Source organism: Agrobacterium sp. 22-210-1 (assembly GCF_053522525.1).
In genome coordinates, this window is sequence record NZ_JBNWCI010000003.1 from 97,866 (window position 1) to 115,632 (window position 17,767).

General features: G+C 56.8%; 10 protein-coding genes. 9 read left to right on the forward strand and 1 reads right to left on the reverse strand.

Translation table 11 applies throughout. The features are described 5' to 3' along the window. The first annotated feature begins 2 nt into the window (after positions 1–2). The 9 genes from ACQZ5F_RS18790 to ACQZ5F_RS18830 all read left to right on the forward strand — a co-directional run bounded on the left by ACQZ5F_RS18790 (position 3) and on the right by ACQZ5F_RS18830 (position 15,167). On the forward strand, positions 3–1,913 hold the full coding sequence (locus ACQZ5F_RS18790; RefSeq protein ID WP_448730699.1) for a serine protease: 1,911 nt from the start codon (positions 3–5) through the stop codon (positions 1,911–1,913). After that, a complete protein-coding gene (locus ACQZ5F_RS18795) occupies positions 1,910–5,149 on the forward strand; it encodes a hypothetical protein (RefSeq protein WP_448730700.1) in 3,240 nt (1,079 codons plus the stop codon). The genes ACQZ5F_RS18790 and ACQZ5F_RS18795 overlap by 4 nt, the downstream gene beginning before the upstream one ends. A gap of 382 nt (positions 5,150–5,531) precedes the next feature. Beyond that, positions 5,532–6,746, forward strand: coding sequence for a nucleotidyltransferase domain-containing protein (locus ACQZ5F_RS18800; RefSeq protein WP_448730701.1), 1,215 nt, complete (start codon positions 5,532–5,534; stop codon positions 6,744–6,746). After that, the gene (locus tag ACQZ5F_RS18805) at positions 6,743–8,461 is read left to right on the forward strand and encodes a ThiF family adenylyltransferase (protein WP_448730702.1); all 1,719 of its coding nucleotides are present in this window, start codon (positions 6,743–6,745) and stop codon (positions 8,459–8,461) included. Before ACQZ5F_RS18800 ends, ACQZ5F_RS18805 begins: the two co-directional genes overlap by 4 nt. After that, on the forward strand, positions 8,442–8,933 hold the full coding sequence (locus tag ACQZ5F_RS18810) for a Mov34/MPN/PAD-1 family protein (protein WP_448730703.1): 492 nt from the start codon (positions 8,442–8,444) through the stop codon (positions 8,931–8,933). The genes ACQZ5F_RS18805 and ACQZ5F_RS18810 overlap by 20 nt, the downstream gene beginning before the upstream one ends. Before the next feature lie 37 nt (positions 8,934–8,970). Next, entirely contained in the window at positions 8,971–10,101 is a 1,131-nt protein-coding gene (locus ACQZ5F_RS18815) for an SAVED domain-containing protein (RefSeq protein ID WP_448730704.1), read from the forward strand. A gap of 356 nt (positions 10,102–10,457) precedes the next feature. Next, positions 10,458–12,251 (forward strand): ATP-dependent nuclease, encoded by a 1,794-nt coding sequence (locus ACQZ5F_RS18820; RefSeq protein ID WP_448730705.1) that lies wholly within the window; start codon positions 10,458–10,460, stop codon positions 12,249–12,251. Continuing rightward, positions 12,244–14,034, forward strand: a complete 1,791-nt coding sequence (locus tag ACQZ5F_RS18825) for an ATP-dependent helicase (RefSeq protein WP_448730706.1) — start codon at positions 12,244–12,246, stop codon at positions 14,032–14,034. The genes ACQZ5F_RS18820 and ACQZ5F_RS18825 overlap by 8 nt, the downstream gene beginning before the upstream one ends. 95 nt (positions 14,035–14,129) lie before the next feature. Further along, the gene (locus ACQZ5F_RS18830; RefSeq protein ID WP_448730707.1) at positions 14,130–15,167 is read left to right on the forward strand and encodes a putative phage abortive infection protein; all 1,038 of its coding nucleotides are present in this window, start codon (positions 14,130–14,132) and stop codon (positions 15,165–15,167) included. A gap of 615 nt (positions 15,168–15,782) precedes the next feature. Here ACQZ5F_RS18830 and ACQZ5F_RS18835 read toward each other — a convergent pair. Further along, positions 15,783–17,699, reverse strand: coding sequence for a UvrD-helicase domain-containing protein (locus tag ACQZ5F_RS18835; RefSeq protein WP_448730708.1), 1,917 nt, complete (start codon positions 17,697–17,699; stop codon positions 15,783–15,785). Positions 17,700–17,767: the final 68 nt, after the last annotated feature.

A 17,767-nucleotide genomic window follows, 5' to 3' on the forward strand; every position in this document is an offset into this window, starting at 1 on the left:
CGATGCTCGTCCCCACAGATGCGGGCAGTTCACCGGTCCAAACCCTGACTGAAGAAGAGGCCGGGCTCATTGCCCGGCAAATTCTAGCCGGCCGTGTTGCTGTGGCATCGGCTTATGACCGGCTCGCGGGAAGAGGCCAGGAAAGGCGCGCACCGGATTTCAAGACCATTGCCTTGGGGCAAGTAGGTGCGGACGCTTACAGCTTAGCGCTTCAAGCCGCCGCAAATGCAGGTTTCCTTGCCCCGTTTTTAGCCACGCTCTCCGAACAGGGGCATATCGATCTCGAGCAAGCCCTCAGAACCGGTAAAGTGATCCATCCCCAGGACGCGTCGGGCGTGGCAATCCATCCTCAGGGGATGACGGCCGAGATGATGCAGTTGATCCAAGCGGCGCGACTGCTTGAAGGGTTAAGCACTGCTGTCCGCCGGGTCTGCCTTGTTGAGGTGGCCTCCGATCCGCCGGTGAACGGAACCGGGTTTCTCATCGGCACGCAGACGGTGCTGACGAATTGGCACGTAATGCATTCCTTGATCGACGCTGCGACGGGGCAGCAAAAGCAAGACAGCGCCGCAAAAATCATTTGCCGCTTCGAAAAGTTAGCTGAGGGAGCCGGAAAACCCTATCGCGCTGCAGAACAATGGTTGGTCGATTTCAGTCCGATGGCAGTGAACGGGATAGAGGGAAAAGCTTACCCTGACATGACAGCGCGTCGCCCACACGCGCTTGATTTTTGCGCAATCAGACTCACCGGAGCTCCCGGCCGTGTCCGTGGATACTATGATCTATCAAAGCCTGGAAAACTTGATTCATTACGCCAGATGACATTCGTCGTGCAGCATCCCTCGGCGTGGCCCACCCAGGTCGGGGTGGCAGACTCAACCGTGATAGATCAAACGTCGGGTTTCATACGCCACTATGCGCCCACCGCAGAGGGATCGTCTGGAGGTCTATGTCTCGATCACAATTTAAATCCCATCGGCCTCCACCGGGCAGCGGTGACCACAGCCGAGAAGGTCTTTTTACACAATTTGGCAGTCGACTTTAACGCCATTCATAAGACATGCCCTGAGCTTGGAAAGGCAGACGACGTCTACGATCGGACATTCCTTCTCTACGACCGGGAGGGGAACCAGCGCGCTGTAATCGGACGCCAGCGGACGCAGGAACACCTGCGCGCAATGGCGAGTGGCGACGACAAGTCGATCCTCTTTCTGCACGGAGAGAAACGCGGTGGCAAAAGCTTCACGATCGACCTCTTACGAGCTCTGATCGGCTCAGGGGATCGTCACGTGGTCGTCCAGTTGACGCCTGAACTCATCCCATCCGATCCGGTCAAGTTAGCTCGCGATATTTTGCAGCATGCCGGGGTGACGGATAGTGCCGTTGACCTACCCGAGCCGGATGTTACGCACGGCACGACGACTGCCTGGATGAAATCGACACTCATACCTGCCTTTACGCGCGTCCTTTCCGAGTATCTTCTGGCAAACCCGGCAGCTCCACGAACCCTTTGGCTTGTCTTCGACGGGCTTGATCAGCAGGATATCGTGCGCTCAAATGCGCGATTGTTTCTCGATGAATTGTATGACGCCACGCGGCTTCTTAAAAATCTCCGGGTACTTCTGATAGGGCTCCGAGGGCTTTCCTGGATGAACCCATCGGTGCATAGGATCGAAACGCTCGGTCGACCCGACGATATAGCGGACGAGGACGTGGCTGAGGCCATATCCGCTCTGTTGGTAGATTGCGGTCTCAACGTCCACGGATCGGAAGTTATGCGGCATGCGCATCTTGCGATAGCCTCTGCCGCCAATTCTTCAAACGGCGGCGACGACGAAACCCGGCTATGCCGCCTATCGAACCTGCTGTCTTCGATATGGATTCGTACGGCCGAAAAGTGGAGGGCACCATGACTGCATCCGCCTCGGTTGAAGATGGCGCCGAACTCCGTCGAGTGCAGGTGAAAGCTGCGCTGCTCGGCGCTTTCCATCCCTTGGAGCTTCTAGGGTCTGATGCAGATAGCTCGATTTTGGCGTCGCTTTCCGATTGCTCGGAGGAGGTTTTCATTGGCGGGACATACTTATGGTCACTGACACCGGACGCGCGGCGGTCTGCGCTCGCTTACTTGCCGCCGATGGGGCCGGAACGCCAAAAATTAATCGCTGAACTGCCCCGACGAGATGACGATCAGCTCGCCAAAGCTTTTGTCGAATGCCTTTCACCTCGACCACCCGCTCGCTTCGCAGGCTTGCTGGCCAGCAAGGGCACATCGATCTCGAAATCGTTGAGTACAGCCGATATTATCAGTCTGTTCCAAGCCATCCAACTGTTTACCGCTGCAGGGGTTTCTCTCCCAGATTGGGTGAGGAGGCCGGAGGTACTGACGAGCCTGCAGCGAGCAGCGACATTTCGTCAACAGAAAGACGCCACTCGAACGCTAATTGGTCCTGGGTTCAGGGGTCGGAAACAAGAGCTGAAAGCGCTAAGCTATTTCGCTGAAACCGGTGATTTACTGGAGGGCAATCGAACCACGCCGCCGAAGGAAATCGATCTATCCGATTTTTCTGCCGATGCGCGAGTGCCGGCACTCGCCGTCACGGGTATTGGAGGCGTCGGCAAATCCGCGCTCATGGATCATCTACGTCAGCAGTTGGGTAAGGTACAGACCCTCACCGTAGCCGTATTTGACCTTGACCAAGTGGCGCTCCGTTCGGGCGAACGCGTCGCTTTGACGTTGGATCTCTTGCGCATAATAGCTGTCGCTAAACCAACTCTGGCGCCGGAGATCGAAGCTCTCAGACAACAAGTTCGCACTGAGATGTCGGATGCTCGCGAACACTACGATGCGGGCGGCAGTTCAATCCTTGGCGCCCTCTCAGGTTTATCCCAATTGCCTTTTGGGCACGACTGGAAGCTGTTGATCATCTTCGATACGTTCGAAGAGGTTCTTGTTGCTGGCGACGAGCGCGTTCGCCGAATCAGCGATTGGTTGTCGGTTCTTTCCGAAACCTTGGGCGAGGGGGTACTGCGGGTTATATTCTCGGGCAGAGAAGCCGAAACACTGAATGCGATAAGAGGAACAGGTATCGCCCTCAAGAGCGCGTTAAGGCTCGGCGATCTCGGCGTTCGCGCTGGTCGCGCCCGGCTGCGAGACTTGTTCCGTGAAGAGGGTATTCCGCATCTTGATCTGGTCAATCCATTGGTTGCAGCACATGGCTCAAACGCTTTGGTTCTTGAGATAATTGCACGCTACTGCATCGATCGATCATATGAGGATGTGCAGGCGTTTGCCAGGGAAACCCTCTCAGAAGTGGTTGGTTCCGGCGCGAGTGGTTTTGGCGCCGAATATCGACAGCGGTTTCTGTATCGTCGTATCCTTGAACGGCTCCCAGATGTTGCGCTCCGCCAATTGGCATGCCCAGGACTAGTTTTACGAAGGATTACGCCGCGCACTATTGCCGAGGTCTTGGCAGAACCCTGTGGGCTGGAAACGCCGATGTCGTTAGCGCGGGCCGAAGAGTTGTTTGATCAACTGGCGCGTCAGGTTTGGCTCGTGGAACAGGGGTCCGGTGCACGCGAACTGATCCACCGCGCTGATCTTCGCCGATTAATGTTGCCGGCAATTCTGGCCGAAACGGAATCAACAAGCGTAGCGATGGCGGCAGCTGCTTGGTATGAGCGCCTGTCGGCATCCGATCCCGCAGCGGAACTCGATGCACTTTATTATCGAGCGCTCGTCGATCCCCGATCCCTTCCTGAAAACGACGATCTTTTAAGGAGACTGGCGCTTCACCTGGGACCCGCGGTCGCCGATCTTCCCGCCAAAATCCGGGCTCGCATTAAGGTCGCGACGGGTGAAACTCTCGGTCTGGAAGAAATCTTCCTGCTTGGTGGCAACGCGCGGGCCACAGCCATCAGTACACGTCATTCAAGGCAAGTTTTCGAGGGTCTAGAATCGACAGTTCTTTCAGAGGCAAGCGATTTGGGAAGGGACACATTCCAACCTCTAGTCGAGGGCGTACCGACAACGATCGCCGGTCCATTCGATCTCGTTTTTGCCAACAACGATAGCTTCCGTTCCAGCAACCCGAAAGCTATAGATGCCTCTAGGGACACTCCAGACTTAATACGCGCCCAGTTTGCAAATTGCGACTTTGAGGGCATAGCCGATCGCAACGCAAACCGCTTCGAGGAGTTTGTCAAATCCTCCGAGGACGAAAACTCGTTTCCGCTTGAACGAAACCCCGCCTGGCTGACCTTATTGTCGGTCATGGTTTATCCGGAGAAACGCAAAAGACATACGCGAGACTTTCAGCGAATTCTCACCGAGCAGTCGAAATCGGCTCTCGCCAAACAGATCAAGGGGCCATCGGGGCTCGCAGCCAATAATCACTCCCGCCTCCTCCTCCTTGCGGCGTCACATTTGGGCATCGCAAAGGACAGTTCCATTTGGCGTCGCTGGATCACTGAACAAAGAAATAGCGTACTGTCTCGCGACGGTATTCAAGTCAATGATCTCGAGGACTGGCGGCTTATGTTAACATATCCGCTCCTTCCCAACTTGAGCCTGACGCTATCCCTGAGAGCTGTTGGTCACCTACAAGTCAACCTACTTGAAGAAGTCTTAATGCAGGCCGGCGCTGCCAATCCTGATAGCCGTGTCGGCGCCGTCCGGCGCCGTTTGGAGCAATTAAAAAGGCTCAATTCGCCCAGCATGAGTGAAGTGAATAGGATCGGCTCCGCCATTTCGAAAGACTTGGTCCCGTTCAATATCAATAGCGTTGAGCCGAGCGTACGCAAAGCGCTGCTCCCGGGCCGCATGCCTGAGCTCCAGGCTGCTTTACGCCTGGCTCTGGAACGGAAGGGCCAAGTACAACATTTGTCAGACGCCGTCGCGCGAGCCACTTCAGACATTTCGTGGTGGCCGCGCGAACTCTCGCCTGACCGCTTTGAACGACCTCCGAATAGCACAATCGTCTCAGCACTGATCACAATGACTGATGACAGCGGCCGTCTTCCGCATCTCGTTGCGGCTCTCGCTGAGGCACACCCGTCGAATTCCCGCTTGCGGAGCCTCGCTCGACTTTCGACGATGATCGTCGATTGGCTCTCGTTCTCGCGAAATTCCGATCCGATCGATGAGAGATGAAAACTGAAATGCGCTTTTGCCTCAGCATGAGGGTCTGCAATCTCATCGACCACCGACATTACTGCAAACCGACAACAGGCACGAATTTTACTGTCGAGACCAAAACCTATCGCATGTTTGTGTTCTTGCCGAATTAGCTGTTCGCTACTTACTCAACCCATGTGCGAGTTGTCGAATGATACACCTTGAACGATTGCTGATGCCAACCTAGATATGGTTGATACACGGTAAATCCGGTGGGGCATTATCCATTCAGGTTCGTCGGTTGCGACGCCCTCGGTCAGGCTTCGGGAAAGAGCCTTCCGAGTTGTCGGACGACATGCGCCTTCGGCGCAGGCGCCGATGGTCTTGCTCATCGATGAGTAGGCGGGATGAGGACGCGATGATTACAATTACTAAGGAAGCCGAAGGTTACCTCCAGGCATTGGCGGAGGAACTCTCGATCTCTCCCACCAGATATGAACAGGCGGTCGCCCGGTACCAGTCGCTCGGCAATTGGCTGCATCGCGACGCTTCAACGGTGAAACAGTACGACCCGCAGGTGTATTCACAGGGTTCGTTTCGATTGGGCACGGTCATCAAGCCCGAGGACGAAAACGGCCAGTATGATATCGACTCGGTTTGCGAGTTGGCCACTCTCAAGAAAGACCAGCTGTCCCAGTACACGCTCAAGGAACTGCTTCGGGTCGAGATCGAGGCCTATCGGACGGCACAGACAATGTTGAAGCCACTCGGCGAGGGCCGTCGTTGCTGGACGCTCGAATATGCCGATGGCGCCCAGTTCCACATGGATATCGTTCCGGCGCTACCGAACGGCACAGCCACGCGGTTGTTGCTGGAGTCCCGCGGCCTGGATACGCAGTGGGCCGACACCGCGATCGCCATCACCGACAACAAGCACCCTGTCTTCTATCAGCTCACCACCGACTGGCCCCGATCCAACCCGAAGGGTTACGCCGCATGGTTCCGCTCACGGATGGCCGTCGCCTTCTCTCGCAAGCGCCGGAAGCTCGCCGAAGCAGCCCAAGCCAGCGTCGAGAGCATTCCCGAATACCGGGTAGTCACCCCGCTGCAACAGGCAATCATGATCCTGAAGCGCCACCGCGATCAGATGTTCGCGGATCGCAAGGCTGTCAAACCCATCTCGGTGATCCTGACGACCCTGTCCGCCCATGCATATGACGGTGAGGAAACTATCGGCCATGCCCTGGTCTCCATCTTGACCAAGATGGACCGGTTCATCGGCTTCGATGGCGTTCGGTCATATATTCCCAACCCATCTGACCCGCTCGAGAACTTCGCCGACAAGTGGGCCGAGCATCCCGAGCGGCGTGCTGCATTCTACGAATGGCTGGAAGCAGCCCGGCGCGACTTCTTCTATGCAGCCCAGGTCAGCAGCCGCCAGATGATCACGGACTCCCTTGCCCCCCGCATCGGCCGGGGCTTTGCCGAAAGGGCCAGGGACCGTGTCTATCCGCAGCCGGCTTCATCGCTCCTGCGCACCGCCACGGCAGCATCCGCTACGGCGGCGGCTACACCGACATTCCCCGCGGAGCGGCGCGTTCCAGGCAAACCTGCAGGGTTCGGCGGCATATGAGCTGGTGGATTTCGGATCCGGGCCGGGGCTTATCGGAACGTCTGGAGGTCGCTCGCCTCGAGCAGTCCGCAGACTGGCTCCGAAACGTGCGGTGGCGTCTTGATGGCCTGAGGTTGCTCCTGGATTTCGACATTGTCGAACGCGAATCCAGATGGCGTCTCGTCATGCACTACCCGGACTTCTTCCCCTCCATTCCGCCACTGGTTTTCAACGCAGACGGCGAACGGCTGTCGGCGCATCAATACGGTCTATCGGGCGAACTTTGCCTGGAGTATCGGCCTGACAACTGGCAGCTCGATTGGACGGGCGCCATGATGATCGAAAGCGCCCATCGGCTTCTCGTCGGAGAAAGCTCTGAGCTGGCGGGCCAAGGAGTTCCCTCAGCTCATGTCATATCCGACGGACAGCGCCTGCGCGGGACCTATCTCAGACTGGTCATACCTGAAGAACCGTTGCGCCTGATACAGGCCATGGACGACGACCACATGGAGCCTATTGAGCTCAACGAGCATTATTACGGCGAAGCTGCCGTGGCTCATCTAACTGCCCTGGGCCCTGATGGTGCTCGGATCTGGCATCGGAGCAAACCGGTCTCAACGGCAGTTAACTACAAGGGTACCGCGATCCGCGTCCCCAGAGGGCTGAAGTTTCCGGGGCCGATCACAATGGAGAGCCTCGAGATCGCGCTTGAGGCTGCAGGCGTTTCGACCGATTTCCCCGAGTGGCTGCCTGCCAACTATCTGCTGGTGGATGATACAACCGCATGGTTGGCGATGCTGTATCGTAAAGAGGACGGTGGAGTTCAGCATTACGGATACTCCACGTTTGTCATCGACGCCGACCAACAGCGACTACCGACCGCGAACACGGTGCTGGCCGACAAGCGGATCGCCCTGATCGGATGCGGTTCACTTGGGTCGAGGATAGCAGCGATGCTCGTACGATCAGGAGCCAGGAAGCTCGAACTGTTCGACGACGACATCCTCTCTCCCGGCAACCTGGTGAGGAACGAACTGGATTGGCGTGGCGTCGGGGCACATAAGGCCAAAGCTTTGCGGGCTAGGCTGCTCGAAATAGCCCCAGAAGCGAAAGTCACGGTGCAGATCGTGAACCTCGGCGGTCAGGAGAGTTCCGAGTGGACCGCCACCGCGCTCGAGACGCTGGCAAATTGTGACCTGATCATCGATGCCACGGCGGACGCCACGGTTTTCGGCCTCGCATCGGCCGCCGCGAGATTCAATGGCAAACCGATGGTGTGGGGCGAGGTCTTCGGGGGCGGGATCGGCGGCATCATCGCCCGATCTCGACCCTATCACGATCCGTCCCCCGACGTGGCCCGCCGCCAGATCCTGAAGTGGTGCGAAGACAAGGGCGTCGAGTGGGAGATGCCGTCTCGCCATATGGAATACGGTGTCGTGCGGGCGAGCCAGCCGCCGTTGATCGCTGACGATGCCGACGTCTCTGTAATGGCCGGCCACCTGGCGCGTTTCGCGATTGATACGCTGCGGAGTGGGGGGAGCCAATTCCCTGCTCCCGCGTATGCAATCGGCCTCGGTGAGGGCTGGATATTCGCCGCCCCGTTCGATACCCACCCCATCACCTACACAGGCACGGAAGGCTGGGACGCGGGATCGTCGCCCGACCCGGTGAAGCTGAAAGAACTCGTTGCCCTTCTTTTTCCTAGACAGGCCGAAGATGCAGATCGCCCTACCTAGCGCCGTTCGCAAAAAGATATGCAGAGAACTGGCCAAGTCTGGACGCCGGGAAACCGGCGGTCTTCTGCTCGCCGAGCAATTGGACGACCAAGGGCGATTTCGTGTCGTGGACGTCACCGTAGACCCGAACGGCGGCGAAAGTGCTTATTTCGAGCGCCGCCCGGAACTACACGCCACGGCACTGGAAGAATTCTTCGAGAGGAACGGCCACGACTTCGGTCGTTTCAACTACCTAGGAGAATGGCATTCCCATCCGAGTTTTCCAGTGGAGCCGAGTATCACCGACATTAGGACCATGCAGGCGATGGTCGAAGACGTCGGCAACATCGACTTCTCGGTCTTAATGATCGTCCGACTGCGGATGTACGTCATGCTGCAGATAGGAACCTACCTGTTCATGCGGGGCCAACACCCGCAACGCGTCGAGATGATCGACGACCCGATCCCACTGTCGAAGAAGAGATTTATCTGAAAGGCGTCGCCATCGGTGCGGCAATAGGAGGAGCGATATGTCCAAGACTGCTATTCCGGCAAAGGTTGCAAGCGCCCTCTGGGCGAAGGCGGCGGGCCGGTGCCAATTCCGTGGATGCAACAAGCTCCTGATCGGTGACCTGGTTGCTGGCAAGCGTACGGGCAAGTTCGGATACATCGCCCACATCGTCGCTGACGAGGCAGGAGGCCCTCGGGGAGATGCCGTGAGATCGCCGCAGCTTTCCCAGGACATCGACAACCTGATGCTGATGTGTCCCGTCCACCATAAGGCGATCGACGTTGATTATCTGGCCGACTATCCCGAGGACGTCCTCCTGGCCATGAAGGCGGAACATGAAGACCGGATTGAGATCGTCACCGACATGGATGTCGACCGCGTCTCTCATGTGGTCAGGTTCGCGGCGACGATCGGCCAGCGCGACACATTGGTGACAACCCGTTCGATTTTCAGCGCTATGCCTCCGGACCACCATCCCGCGGAAGGCCGTACGATCGACATAGAGTTGATTGGCTCGGAGCGCAAGGATCACGAAGAAGCCTATTGGACTGAGCAGAACGAGAACCTGGACCGCCTTTTCACGCGCAAGATTAAGGAACGCATCGAGCAGCGGGAAATTCGCCAACTCAGCGTCTTCGCTTTGGCTCCGCAGCCGTTGCTGATACGACTCGGGACGCTACTCGGCGACATTGTGCCGGTATCTGTTCATCAGAAGCACCGTGAGCCAGACAGTTGGAAATGGCTGCCGGACCAACCGCGCATCGCATACAAGGTTAACGAACACAGCGGCAGGAAGGACGTGCCGGTCGCGTTGAAGCTCGCCCTGAGCGCTACGGTAAACGACGAGCGTATCACATCGGTACTGGGTGAGGATGCCGCCATATGGTCGATCACCTGCGAGCAACCCGGCAATGATATCATGCGAAGGAGAGACGACCTCGGTGCCTACAAGAAGTTGGTACGCAATCTCTTCGACCGGATCAAGGCTTATCACGGGGAAGGCGTGATGATGCATGTGTTCCCGGCTTTGCCGGCGTCAGCGGCGGTGGAGACGGGACGCGTCTGGATGCCGAAGGCTGACCTCACGATGAAGATCTACGACCAGAACCGTACTGCGCAGGCATTCATCCCAACGATCACCATTGGGTAGGATATAGCGGTGAGCCTGGCAGCCTCCTACTTAATCTTGAACGATCGCTTTTAGTCAACCGGCTCCCCGAATCCACTGGTCTGCATTCGGCCCCATCGCATATTTCAAAGGTACGCGTTTTCCTTGTGGGCAATGGTGGCCATAGCCTCTCAGGATTCGATAGGCTGTGCGCTTTCGTTTCGGCCAAAGCGCGCATTCTTGTAGTTGAAACGAGCGGATATTGGCTGGGATCGTTCACAGCCTAGGCCGTCCGTTGTTTTGCCTGGAGGATAGTTGGATGTGACATCGCTACTTGCGGACAACCTAGCATAGAATCAGGTATCGTTTCTGAATATCTCCATCTCGCGGGACAGCCGATGTACCTTTCAAGAATTATGTTAGATAACTTCAGGAACTTCCGGTGCCTTGATGTCTCGCTGGCTGGCAACGTCGTCATCGTCGGTGAAAACCGGGTCGGCAAGTCGAACTTGCTCTATGGCCTCCGTCTGATATTCGACCCGTCGCTCCCAGACAGCGCTCGAGAGCTCTCTCTCGGCGACTTTTGGGACGGGCTTGAAGAACTTGACGAAGAAAGTCGGATCCTGGTGTCCGTAGAGATAAGGGAATTCGATGATGACCCGGATGTCCTCGCTGTGCTGACGGACTACCGTGTGCCCGGAAGCCCGGACACGGTGGCACTGACGTACGAATATAGGGCGCGCGCGGGACTCGGCCGGGCTCCAACGAGCGAGAGGGACTTCCAGTTTTCGTGCTACGGTGGGAGGGATCCGACACGAAAATTCGGTCATGACGTGCGAAGCAGGATTTCCATGGATGTCCTTCCGGCTCTCAGGGATGCGGAAGGTGACTTAACTGTCTGGAGGCGCTCTCCTCTGAGACCGCTGATCGAGACGGCTTTTGGTGCAATTGACCGTGACGAGTTGCAGGAGGTTGCCGACCAGATCGGTACCGCAACTTCCAGCTTGATGGAGTTCGAGTCCGTCTCCAAACTTGAGGAGGCCATAGCGACGTCGTTCCGGGCCATGAGTGGGGAGCGGCAGGATGTCGAGCCCACGCTCGGCTTCTCCGCAACCGATGCTTCGAAGCTCCATCGCCAAATCAGGCTGCTGATCGACGCTGGGCAAAGGGCTGTTTCGGACGCGAGCCTTGGTTCGGCGAACCTCATCTTTCTGACACTGAAGACCATGGAAATGCACAACCTCATTGTAGGGGACAAGCGTGACCATTCCCTTCTCGCGATAGAGGAACCCGAAGCGCACCTGCATCCGCATCTGCAAAGGCTCGTCTACCGAAGCCTATTCGAAGATGCGAGCAGTCCGGATGAGAACGGCGAGGATCCTCCACTGTCAGTCATCATGACAACGCACTCGCCACACATCGCGAGCGTTGCTCCGGTGACATCGATCGTCCTGCTTCGAGAAGATGGCGACGAGACAGTCGGCTGTTCTACGGCCTCCCTGGATCTGTCGACCGACGAGGCGGATGACTTGCAGCGCTACCTGGATTTCACGCGCGCCGAAATGTTATTCGCTCGCGGTGTCATCCTCGTTGAAGGCGATGCGGAACGTTTTCTGGTTCCCAGGTTTGCCGAGGAACTCGCTGCCGATTTGGATGGCTTAGGGATCACGATCTGCTCCGTCGCCGGCACGAACTTCACCCCCTACGCAAAGTTCCTCGAAGCGTTAAAAATACCCTTTTCCATAATCACTGATTTTGACCCTGATGGTGATCGGGGGCAGAAACGGACAGTTGCGTTGTCCCGGCTCCTGGATCGGATGCGTACCGAAAAGTACGACGAAGAGTATTTCAACGAGCTCCTTGAGACCGATGACTGGCCACGCTTCGATGCAAGCATCGAGGAGTTTGGCGTCTTCACCAACGCGGATACGCTCGAGATGGACCTCTTTAAGGGCGCCTTCAAAGCATCTATCATTGAGGGCCTCAGGGAGGGCAACTTCGGCAAGGAACGAGTGGCACGGATCGACGCCTGGGAAAAGGATCCCACGACGGTCAACCGGAAACAGCTACTCGCCATGATGGAGGACATCGGAAAGGGCCGCTTCGCACAGCGTATGGCAGCCCGTATTGGCGGTCTTGAGGTACCCGGCTACATCGCGCGTGCAATCAGCTACGTGGTCGACCGTGTCTAGCAGCGCACTTTATCTCGACGCTGCGGAGGAACTAAGGCCGAACAACGCCCAGTGGCAGGCCTATGAATCGACCGGCCACTGTGTCGTTCTCGCAGGTCCCGGAAGCGGCAAGACCAAGACCCTGACGATTAAACTGGCCCGGATCCTCGCCGAGGATGTGAAGGCTCCGCGTGGCGTCGCCTGCATCACCTACAACAACGAATGTGCGCGGGAACTGGAGGACCGGCTCGGCGCCCTCGGAGTCGAACCGGGAAAGCGTGTATTCGTCGGCACCGTCCACTCCTTTTCCCTGACGCAAATCCTGATCCCATATGCCGAGTCCCTAGACGTAGGACTCCCTTCCCGGTTCCAGATAGCAAACGCCCAGCAAAAGGGAGTAGCGATGGCCAGGGCTCACCGGGACGTGGTCGGTGGTCCCGGCAATCCAGAGGATTTTCGGTTCGGCATGGACCTCCACCGTCGAACCTACTTGGACAGAACCAAGCCGATATGGACGGAAGCTAACCCACAACGAGCTGCGCTCGCAACGTCATACGAGCAGTATCTGCGCGAAGCTGGCTTAATCGACTTCGAGGACATGCCCCTTCTTGGGCTGCGTGCCCTTGTCAGGAATCCGTGGCTGCGCGATGCGTTGCTTGCCAAATTCCCTGTTCTCGCCGTCGACGAATATCAGGACCTCGGTACCGCACTTCACCTGATGGTGCTCGGGCTTTGCTTTCGCACCGGAATACGCCTGCTGGCCGTGGGCGATGCCGATCAATCGATCTACGGCTTCACTGGGGCGAGACCAGAGTTGCTGCAGCAGCTTTCGCAGCGTGATGACGTGGAGACGGTGAGACTGGCGCTGAACTACCGAAGCGGCACACGGATCGTTGCCGTCTCGGAATATGCCCTCGGAGAGGTGCGCGGCTACCAGGCGGCTGAAGGCGCTGCTGAAGGCACGGTCTACTTCCACCCGCTCGCCGGAAGCTACGAAGCCCACGCCGCCTGGCTGTTCTCAACGTTACTTCCTGAAGTGGAGGTGAGAAACCCCGGCCTTCAGCGCGGTAACATTGCTGTCCTCTATGCGGCTGCGTTCATGGGCGACGCCGTCGCCGAGGCGGCTGCTGATCATGGCTGGGCATTCGTGCGGGCTGACGCGAATGCCCTTTATTCCAGGTCGAACAGATTGATGCGATGGATCGAGCGCTGCGCTGCATGGTGTTGTGGCGGATGGGAGGTTGGCGAGCCACGCTGGTCAAGGATTGTCTCCGAAGGTAGGCGCTTGTTCTCCGAGACGATCTTGTCCGATCAAGATTTGCGGGAGTTCAAACAGGCCCTGCTCGCCTTCACTTGGTCTTCGCGGGACAGCACCCTTCACCTTTCCGCCTGGCTTCGGGCGCTAGACGCCGCGATCGTCCAACGGTTTGCGATCGGTTGCAGAGCCCTGTCCGACGATGTGGCCGCGATGAGATCCCTCATTCAGCGGCTTGAACAGGATCAGGGATTGTCAGGCATGACACTTGGCCAGTTCTCGGGAGCCGGCGAAGGAAACGATCGCGTCAATCTCAGCACTCTCCACAGCTCGAAGGGCCGGGAGTTCGATGTCGTGGTGATGTTCGGCATCGACGAGGGCAGAATTCCTCGATCCAATCCGACACCAAGGGACATCATCGAGCAGCGTCGCCTTTTCTACGTGGGGTTCACCCGCGCACGCTCGGAGGTTCACTTGGCATTCTCTTCCACCCGCCCGTCGAGGTTCGTCCGCGAAGTCGACGAGCGGATCCAGGCGGAAGATGTTTGAACTGCGAGGGAGCGGTCGATAGCAACCATCCAACCCTGCGGCTTGGTGAACAGCCCGTGGCCCGAGGTGGCAGTCTTAGAAAGTTAGAGGACGCCGTGACGCAACAAATACAGAAATACCTGACAGCCTTAAGGGGGCACTTCGACCTGTTCATAGGTGTCGAAAAGGGTCAGAAAAGTCCCTCCGGACTGTTTTACCTTTTCATCATGGCTATAACCGTATCGCTGTTTATCTTACTGACGGCAATAGCAGTCAAAGCGTTTGGAAAGGACTTCGGAACATTCGGCGATTTCATCGGTGGAACGTTGAACCCCGTTCTAACGTTCCTAACGTTCATGGGCCTGCTTATTACCATCGTTTTGCAGCAAACGGAATTGCGCGAATCTCGTGTGGAGCTTGGCCGGTCGGCAACGGCTCTCGAAAGCCAGCTCGCAGCTACCGATCGCCAGAATTTTGAGTCAACCTTTTTTCAGATGCTCACACTGCATAACACAATCGTAAACTCGATTGATCTCTATTATAGCGGGCGCGAGCGTGCCATGGACCTTGACATCAACAAGGGAGCACGAGAAACGAAAGGCCGTGATTGCTTCGAGCAGTTTTTCCGCAATTTCGAGGTTGCTTATTCTCGAGCGGCGGGTCTCCCTGATCGCGAGCGACTTCAGCAGGCCTACGATAGCTTCTGGAGCGATCGGCAGCAGGACCTCGCTCACTATTATCGATATCTGTACAACGTCCTCAGATTTGTCCACGAGGCAAAGGGTATCAAGGATAGAGGGCCTTACGTAAAGCTTTTGAGAGCGCAGCTTTCCGATTATGAGCTCGTAATGCTGTTCTACACAGCCCTGAACAAACACGGCATCAACTACTGGCTATATATTCATGAGTACCAGTTGTTTGATAATCTGCCGGAAGGGATGCTCATCGAGGATGGCCACCGTGCATTCTATTCTGACAGGTCATTTGGTGAGCCCAAGCGCGAGCCTCCTACTGAATGGCCTCCAAGAATCCTGGCTCTTAACTTTGATGTGGATCGCGAAAAAACGAGGGAACGAGCGACGGCAGGTTTTCCAGAGGTCGAAGAACAGACTGCTGACGATATTCTGGAAGCGGAATTAAAGCGCGACCTTTAGGTCACGCACAATACTGAAGGTGAAGGTCAATGGTTTCATACAGAGTTGGGCCAGTTACGAACAATACGATCTTCTGTCCGGCATTTTGCTTGGAGGCATAAGATCCTCCGAAAAGAGTGAACCCTACCTTCTTTTAGAGATGATGCATCGCGCCATTGTTCTCCCGAGCTGTCGCGGATATCGGGCTCCATCTGACGCTTTCATCGCCGCTTCTATTAGCGGCATCGCTTTTTTGCTGTTCCGATGTTCTGGTGCGATTTAAACCCAGCCTAGCTCGAAGGGAAAATCCGCTGGCGCCTTGTCGGTTCGGGCTTTTAGAAAAATTTTGTTTTGATAACCTGCTTCAGGGCGCTTCAGTCCAGCCGTTCCGACCAGCTCTTCGCCACTGAAAAGCATCACAAGGCTAACCGCCTTCTGAACGCGCGCAGGCAAACCGTTAGCGACCTCACCGCCCGCGATGACCAGTTTGGCAAATTGTCAAATCAGGGCGGAAAACAGCCGTTGTCAAACCCCGTCTGTCACAATCGATGCATGCTGCCGTCGCGCTATCGTTGGCGGACACGCGACTTGCTGCACGGCAGCCAGGCAAGTTGGCGTAGTGATCGATCCGCTTCATTATGAAATCCATTCATATCCTCCCGCCTGCACCCGCGCGAGGCGCCATCCCTTGGCCCTTAGCGACGTCAACTCAGCTGCGGTGATCGCGTCTTCACGCAGAGCGAGGCAGAGGAGATGTGTCGGGCGTGTCATGGCGACGTAATGTTGTTTCAGGCGTTTGCGATTCTCCGCTCCCTCACTGCCAGGGCCCGCCTTGGCTCCTGTCAGCCATAATTTGAGGCTTGCAAGATGATGCTTCTTATAGAAACTCTCCAGCACCAGCGTCGCAGTGTGAGTTTCTCCTTTAACCGAGTGAATGGAGCCGACTCGTATGCTGACTTCCGGTGCGGCGGCCGGATAGCGGTAGATATTGTTTCGTTCGACTGCCGGAACCCTGGCAGCAACACCCGGCCCATTGTTCCAGGCAAGGAAAGCGTCAACAGCAGTACCAGTAGGAACCTTTCCGGTCAGGCATTTAACAATTTCTGTAAACGCCGGCCTGCAAGTGCCATCCCAGAATCCCTGCGTAAGTGTCTGGCGATCGACGGCTATGCCCGCGATTATCTGAAAATAAACCGCATGCGCTTTTTGATTGTCCGCCAATAGCGCGGCCATTTGCCTATGCTTTCGCTTGCCAGCGACGGATGTCAGCGGATCTGTCATCTGCGCAAGCCGTAAAATGCCTTCGGCAATTTTCTCCGTAACGAAATGGGTTTCGCCGCGCTCCGCTGCCAGCTTGGCACCTGCGAAAAAGTACTGCTGCAAGGTTTCCGGTTTCGGCTCCGCGGCGGTCAGGGCCGGATCATACACGGGCCAATATTTTCCAACGTGCCGGGGCACGTTGTCGTCCTTCTCTCCGGGTTTATGCACCGCGGCTACGGCCGTGAAGACCCCGTCTTTCAACTCTGTGGCGGTGAATATCTCACACAAATAACGAGCATAGGATTCGATGACGTGATCCACTGTAGTGTCATCGAACAAAAACACGGTGTGTTTGCCGCTTGTGTCAGAAGCAATCTTAGGGTTTTTCGGGCCCAGGCCGATAAGGCCATGAGGTACAAGGCCAAGAGGATTCGCAAAGGTAGCAATTTCCTGGCCAAACCGATGGCTATTGGGAATGGCCTTGCATATGGCGGCTAGTGGGAAAGTGTCCGTTGTCGCGCCCGCCCCATTCGCACTGTCATAGATTGCCTGATTGGAATCTCCATATCGTTGACGAATGGCAGGTCCCGACGGCCCGGCGATAAAGATTCGATGAAGGATGCCTGACTGGAGTTCACTATTGTCTTGCACCTCATCGATGAACACCAAGGGGAACCGCAAGCGCAGGGCTTCAATAGTATCCGGATAGCAATCGAGTAGGTCGCAGGCCCACATGAACATTTCGTCGTAGCAATGGTAGCCGTCCTGCGCGCATTTTCGGGCAAGAGCGACAAGTTGCCTGGCGGCGGTTTTCGTCTGGTCTTTGAACTCCGGTTGTCCGTTGCGAAGCACCGCAAACCCCGCAGTGGCAACGCGCCAATGTCCTACGATATTGATACGATCACTGGCGGCTTCTTTTGGGTTGATGGCGTTCGCCAGCGCGCTGAATTGCTGCGTGTTCAGCAACCGTCTGCGATGGGTCTCACATAACAGGTCGTCGATCGCGCGCACTGGAATGCCCTGTGAGCGTAACCAGGGGATCGCAAGGAACTCATTCACGAAACCGTGGATGGTGCCGACATAATGCGGATAACTGAGAAGGCGTTGGCCCGCAGCAGTGTTTCCAAGCTGTGTCTCGATCTCGCGACGGGCCACGTTTGTGTGCGATAGAACGCAGATTCCTCGCCGTGGATCAGTCCATTTTTTCGCAAGAATTGCCAATTTGGCGACAAGCAAGGTGGTCTTCCCGCTGCCGGGACACGCTTCTATGTCGATGCTCTCGGTTGATTTCATTATGGAGAGCCGTGGGTCTGTCCCATCGGCGCCTGCAAATGCGTTCGCCGGCAAACCAAGAAGATCGC

Coding starts and splice junctions, on each gene's coding strand:
- ACQZ5F_RS18790 (WP_448730699.1), top strand. CDS start 3: ATGCTCGTCCCCACAGATGCGGGCAGTTCACCGGTCCAAACCCTGACT.
- ACQZ5F_RS18795 (WP_448730700.1), top strand. CDS start 1,910: ATGACTGCATCCGCCTCGGTTGAAGATGGCGCCGAACTCCGTCGAGTG.
- ACQZ5F_RS18800 (WP_448730701.1), top strand. CDS start 5,532: ATGATTACAATTACTAAGGAAGCCGAAGGTTACCTCCAGGCATTGGCG.
- ACQZ5F_RS18805 (WP_448730702.1), top strand. CDS start 6,743: ATGAGCTGGTGGATTTCGGATCCGGGCCGGGGCTTATCGGAACGTCTG.
- ACQZ5F_RS18810 (WP_448730703.1), top strand. CDS start 8,442: ATGCAGATCGCCCTACCTAGCGCCGTTCGCAAAAAGATATGCAGAGAA.
- ACQZ5F_RS18815 (WP_448730704.1), top strand. CDS start 8,971: ATGTCCAAGACTGCTATTCCGGCAAAGGTTGCAAGCGCCCTCTGGGCG.
- ACQZ5F_RS18820 (WP_448730705.1), top strand. CDS start 10,458: ATGTACCTTTCAAGAATTATGTTAGATAACTTCAGGAACTTCCGGTGC.
- ACQZ5F_RS18835 (WP_448730708.1), bottom strand. CDS start 17,699: ATGAAATCAACCGAGAGCATCGACATAGAAGCGTGTCCCGGCAGCGGG.